Annotated in this window: 4 protein-coding genes; all 4 read right to left on the bottom strand. The window is 63.4% G+C overall.

What is annotated here, in order from left to right; translation table 11 throughout:
• A partial coding sequence (locus VMA74_RS13450; RefSeq protein WP_325367764.1) for a hypothetical protein occupies positions 1-1,481 on the bottom strand: 1,481 nt, incomplete at its 3' end.
• A gap of 302 nt (positions 1,482-1,783) precedes the next feature.
• A complete protein-coding gene (locus VMA74_RS13445; protein ID WP_325367762.1) occupies positions 1,784-2,905 on the bottom strand; it encodes a glycosyltransferase family 4 protein in 1,122 nt (373 codons plus the stop codon).
• Positions 2,902-4,020: a glycosyltransferase family 4 protein gene (locus tag VMA74_RS13440; RefSeq protein ID WP_325367760.1), complete on the bottom strand. Its 1,119-nt coding sequence runs from the start codon at positions 4,018-4,020 to the stop codon at positions 2,902-2,904. Before VMA74_RS13440 ends, VMA74_RS13445 begins: the two co-directional genes overlap by 4 nt.
• A 125-nt stretch (positions 4,021-4,145) precedes the next feature.
• Positions 4,146-5,627, bottom strand: a 1,482-nt coding sequence (locus VMA74_RS13435; protein WP_325367758.1) for a B12-binding domain-containing radical SAM protein, incomplete at its 5' end; no start/stop codon positions are given.

Here is a 5,627-nt window from a genome sequence, read left to right as displayed (position 1 = left end):
TTGTAGACCGTGCCGGTGGTGGCGTCCTTCACGTCGCCGTCCAGCACGTCGCCGTCGATCTTCACTGACTGATTGCCGCCCTGGTTGACCTTCACCGTGGCGTCCATGCCGTTGGCTGCAACGTTCCAGATGGCGTAGCGGTGTCCCGTTCCGGTGGTGGTTTCATCAACATCCAGGCCGCCTGCAAACGTAAGGGGGCCACCGGTGTTCTGCACGCCGAACACGTCGCAGGTCGAGCAGTTCGTGCTGGTACGCAGCGTGGCCGTCTTTGCGGCGTTGGTGAACGACATCGTGCCGTTGTTGGTGATGGCATAGTCTGTCGTCGCTGCGGAAACGTTGATGTTGGTGGCGCCACCTAAGGTCATGACATCGTATATGCCGTAGGTATTGCTCAACCCGACCGGATTGCCGAACGGCGTGTAGTTGGTGGTGTTGACTACCGAGACGGTGAGATCGCCACCCACATACGTGCGCGCCGTACGATGCGTGTCGTCGATGCCGTAGGCGGAACGTGGGCCCGTGGCCGTAATGGAGACGTTGCCGTTGATCCGCAGATTGCCCTGGTTGCGAATGCCCATCACCGTAGAGCCGTACGACTTGGCCGTCAGTGTTAGGTTGCCAGTGATGGTCAGGCGGGTGTTTATGTTGTCGTTGTAGATGCCATGTACGTTGTCGTTCGGCCAGATGCCCAGGCCCTGTATCGTGGCATTGCCATTGATCACCACATTGCCGTAACCGCCCCCCGAAATGTAAAGAGCGCTGGTCATCGAGCCGGGCGCCTGCGCGGTAAAGGAGACATCGCCGTTGAACGTGACAAAGCTGTGATTGATCGACACCGCCTGCGAGTAACCGGACGTGTACGTGCTGACGGTGGTGGTGCCGTTGAATGTGGCGGTTGAATTGTTGACGTGCAGGCCGATCGCCGTGCTGTTCCACACGTCGGCGGTCTGGGCATAGATGGTGCTGTTGCCGTTGACGGTCAGGTTGGCGCCGTTGTTTACATTGATCGTGTCCACCGTGCCCGCCACGCCAGTCGCCGGCCGCACGGTGGAAAAGCTCAGCTGCCCCGTCCCGTTCGCACCTGCCTGCAGAATGATTTTGGAGCCGCTGTTCTCCAGGTCCACCGCGTAAACGTTGGCGCCGGTGCCCGTGGTGCTGATGTCGTCGCCGCTGGCGAATTGATAGACCAGGTTGCCGCTGGCATCCGTGTACGAGTTGTATGCCGTATCGGCCGAGGTGCCGGTAAGCAGGGTGGTGTAAGTGGTCGATTTCGCCTTGCCGACGGTCAATGCAGCCAAGGTCGCCATGATCGAAATCGGTATAGCCCGCCGCCGCTGGCGCGTGCGCAAGCGTTGCATGGCCTCGGCGTAGTTCGTTTCGACCGAAGCCTGCCATGCCTCGGGAAGCTGCGCGAAAAGGCTCGGCTGCCTGCGGTAATAGCGCCACAGTTCAATGCTCGACGCGTCGATTTTCTTGTTCACCCAGTTGTCCCCTGTGAAGCGCTATGAACGGCGCAAGCGCATTGTCATTCCGGGCCACGCCGTCAAGTCATGACAGGAACGTGATCGATGGTTGCGCTCGGATGGCGCGCACAGGTAAGTACCATATTGTGTGCTGGGCGTCGGCTTAAATTGACACAGCTGTGAATGCAGTCACGCAGAATGTTTGCGTGTGCGCTGCGGATGTCAGGAGTGACCGGCACTCGTGCAATGATGACAACGCCGTAGGCTGGGATGAAATCCCAGCATCGCCGTGCCAACGAATGCTGGGATTCCATCCTAGCCTACGAATGCATGGCGGCAATGGCGTCGCGGCATAGTTGGCGGTACAGGCATTCGAACATGCGCGCCGTGCAATCGGCATCTTCCAGCAAGGCGCGGCGTTGCGCTTGCGCCGCCAGGTGCAGGCGTAAGGGTTCGTCATCCAGTACCCGGCGGATCGCTTCGGCCAGTTCTTCCGCATCGCCCACCGGCACTGCCAGCGCCGCGCTCGGCGACCACTCTGCGATATGTCCCACCGCGGTGCCGACGGTCGGCACGCCGACGACCGCCGCTTCCAGCAAGACCAGCGGACCGGCTTCATGCCGGGACGACATCACCAGCAGGTCGGCCGCTTGCATGAGCGGACGCAGTTCGCGTTGCGTCTTGAAGCCGAGAAAACGCACGTGCTGCTGCAAGCCGAGTGTGCGCGCCAGTACTTTCAGCTCGCCTTGCAAGGTGTCGACGCCGACGAGGTCGAGGGTGAAATCCACACCCTCCTGGGCGAGCAGCGACAGTGCGCGCAGCAGCGTGGCCTGGTCCTTGACGCGGTTGATGCTGGCAACGTGGATCAAGCGCGCGCACGCCGACTTCCGCCTGCGCGGCGCCAGCGCGGGCCACTTGGCGAGGTCGACGCCCAGCAGCACGCGCACGGCGTCCAGGCCCAATGCGCGCAGCGAATCGATGATCGGCATGCTGGCCGCGGAGATCGCGTCCGCGCAGCGCAGCACCAGCGCTTCGCGCACGCGCCCTTTCCATTTGCGCCGGCCGCCGTAGCCGATGTCGTGCAAGGCGACCAGTTCGCCGCCGGCGATATGCACCACGCTTGGAAGGCGCAGCAGCTTCGCGGCAGCCACGGCGATAAGGCTGCAGGAGCCGGAAAACATCGCCTGCACCAGATCGAACGGTGCGCGCTGGTGTTCGGCGCGAATCGCAGCAATGGCGCGCAGGCGCGTGCAGCCTTCGCCGATGTTGTGAATGTGCGCGCTGGCCAGCTCCCAGCGCCCTGCCCTGGCCTCCTGATGCAGCACGAAGACGTGTACCTCGTGCCTGCGCGCGAGGCGTTCGATCAAGGCGAGAAACGTAGGAATGACGCGAAACTCGCCACTGCGATCCACGCCGCCTGGCAGTACCAGTGCAAGCTTCACGGCGCACGCCTGCCAAGCACCTGCGCATAGGCGCCCGCCCATTTGCGGCCCACCGCCTCGAACGAGAGGTGGTCGTCGAAATGCTCGCGTACCTGTTCGCGAGATGGCCGTTGGCTGGCGATGCGCACCAGGGCATGGCCCAGTTGCGCAGCGTTTCCGCACGGCCATAGCGCGCCGATGCATCCATCGCCGGTCAAGGCGCGGAACGGCGGAATATCCGTTACCACTGGCATGGCGCCGCATGCCATGGCTTCCAGCAAGGCATAGCCGCTGCCTTCGGAACGGCTGCCGGAAACGAACACATCGGCGGCCTGCATCAGGCGTTGCACGCGTGCGTGCGGAACCTTGCCAAGCAGATGTACGCGCCCGGCCAGCTGCGGATGGCTTGCCAGGCGTTGTTGCAGTTGCGCGAGCAGCGGCGCATCGCCGAATGCGCACCACAGGTGCGGATCGGGCAGCTGCGATGTGGCCTGCGCGATGCCATCGATGACGCTGAGCGGGTCCTTGCGGTCGATCAAGTGCCCGACCCATACCATGCACGGATCGCCATGCAAGCCGGTTTCCGCGCGTGCTGCCGCGCGATCGCCCGGCGTGAAACGGCAGCTTGATTCGGGTATCGCAAACAGCTGGGTGCGCGGCGTCAGCACGCCGGTGGCCGTGAATGGGCGCGCCTGCTCGCTGGCCGTAAACGCGATGCCCGCCGCATTGGCATACCAGCGCCGCCATTGCGGCCGGCGCCACCAGGGCGGCGGGCGATCGGCATGATCCTGAAACAGCACTGGCAATCGCGGCAGGTAGTGCGAAATGGCGAAAGCGTCTTCACCGAAACCCAGGCCATGCACGTGCAACAGGTCGGCCTTGATCTGGTCCAGTTGGGCGGCGAATTGGTAACCGCGATCGATCACGGTTTTGGCCTTGCTCACATCCATGAAGTGATAGTCGATGCCGTTGCGTGTGACGCGCTCGCGCCGCGCCGCCGCCTGGATCACCGACACCTTGATGCCGGAGCTGGCTGCCGCTTCGGGGATGTCGGCCAGGGACGGCCAATGCGCAAACACGTCGGCGGCAGCCAGTTCCTTCGGTGGCGGCAGGAAATTGATGTGTGCGACGTGCACGTATGTTTGCTCCTCCAATCTTGTTCGTTCGCCAGCACGTCATTCCGGCGTTCGCCGGAAGGACGGAACGCTTCGATAAAACGTCACCGTGAATATCGAGTTCGACGCATTCGCCGTCGCCACACCTACAACCCCGACACCTGCGGCATCCGCAACTTCACCAGCCGGTTGGCCAGGTTCAATTCCCACGGCCGGTCATAGCGACGGTAGCGATAGCGCCAGGTGGCCATCGCGCTGAGGCTGCGCCTGGCCCATGGCGGCGAGCGCATGTCCTGCACGGTGGGGAAACGGCAGCGCAGCACGGTGACGAAATCATGGATGCGCTGGCGCAGCTTGTCGGTAAGCCACGGTGCATCGGCGTGGCAGGCATAGTCGACCCACTGGCGTTGCGTCCAGGCTTCGGGCGTGGTGGGAAACACCACCGGCTCGCCGTTGAGATCGTGCAGCGCCATGCCTGGCCGCTTGCCGCGGTCTTTTTCGTGCCGGCTGCTTTCGGGTAGCGGCGTATAGATATAGACGATGATTTCCGCTTGCGGATTGATGCGCTTCAGCTCGCGGATGAACTCGAAGGTATGTTCGGTTTCTTCTTCGGTGTTTTCCGGCGGCGCCACCATGAAGGACAGTTCCGGGATCACGCCGTTGCGCCGGCACAGCTCGGCTACCGCCAGCGTCTGGTCCGGGCGCGTACCCTTGCGGATTTCCTTCAGCATCTGCCCGCTGGGCGATTCCGCGCCGATGTAGGCCATTTTCAGCCGGCTTTTGCGCACCAGCTGCCATGAGCTTTCCGACAGCTTCAGCAGTGCATCCGCACGGGCATAGCACCACCAGGGCAGTTCCAGCTTGGCCATCACTTCGAGCAGCGGGACCATGTCTTCTTCGCGGTCGAAAAAGTTGTGGTCGAAGAACTGCACCGAATCGGCGCCGAGTTCGTATTTCAGATAACCCAGCTCGCGCTCCAGCCGCGCCGCCGTCGGCAGCAAGGTGGTGCCGCCAAACATCGCCGCTACGCCGCAGAAAGTGCAGCGGAATCGGCAACCGATGGAGGCTTGGTGCGCCGCCGTGCGCCGGCCGAGAAACGTGCGCGCGAGATAGCGGCGCGGATCGCCCAGCTTCTCGTATGGCAGCACCAGGTTGCTGTCGGGCAATGCGATGCGGCGGTTGGGGTTGTGCACGATGGCGCCGTCGTTTTTCCACGACAAGCCGCCGATGTTGGCCAGCGCCGGTTGCGGCTGGCGCAGCGCATGCACGAGCTCCGGCAAGGCCTCTTCGCCCTGGCCGCGGATGGCGTAGTCGACGTATGGCGCCGCCAGCGCGGTATCGGTGTAGAGCGTGGGGAAATAACCGCCCCAGATGATCGGCAGATGCGGAAAGCGCTCGCGGATCGTCTTCGACACGTCGATGGCCGGCGCCATCTGCGGGCCGCCCATCACGCTGATGCCGACCGCGTCGAAGTCGTGCTGCTGCAGTTTTTGCAGCGTGGCGGCCAGCAGATCGCGATCGACATTGCCGTCGACGATGTCGCTGCTGCCGTGCTTGTCGAGTGCGGCGGCAAGGTTGAGCAGGGATAGCGGGAAGCGCGCGCTGGAGCGCGAGGTGATGGTGGGATT

The sequence above is a fragment of the Dyella sp. genome (genome assembly GCF_035508675.1).
GTDB lineage: Bacteria > Pseudomonadota > Gammaproteobacteria > Xanthomonadales > Rhodanobacteraceae > Dyella_B.
Note: the sequence above shows the minus strand (reverse complement) of the source record. Positions and strands in the feature narration are given on the sequence as shown.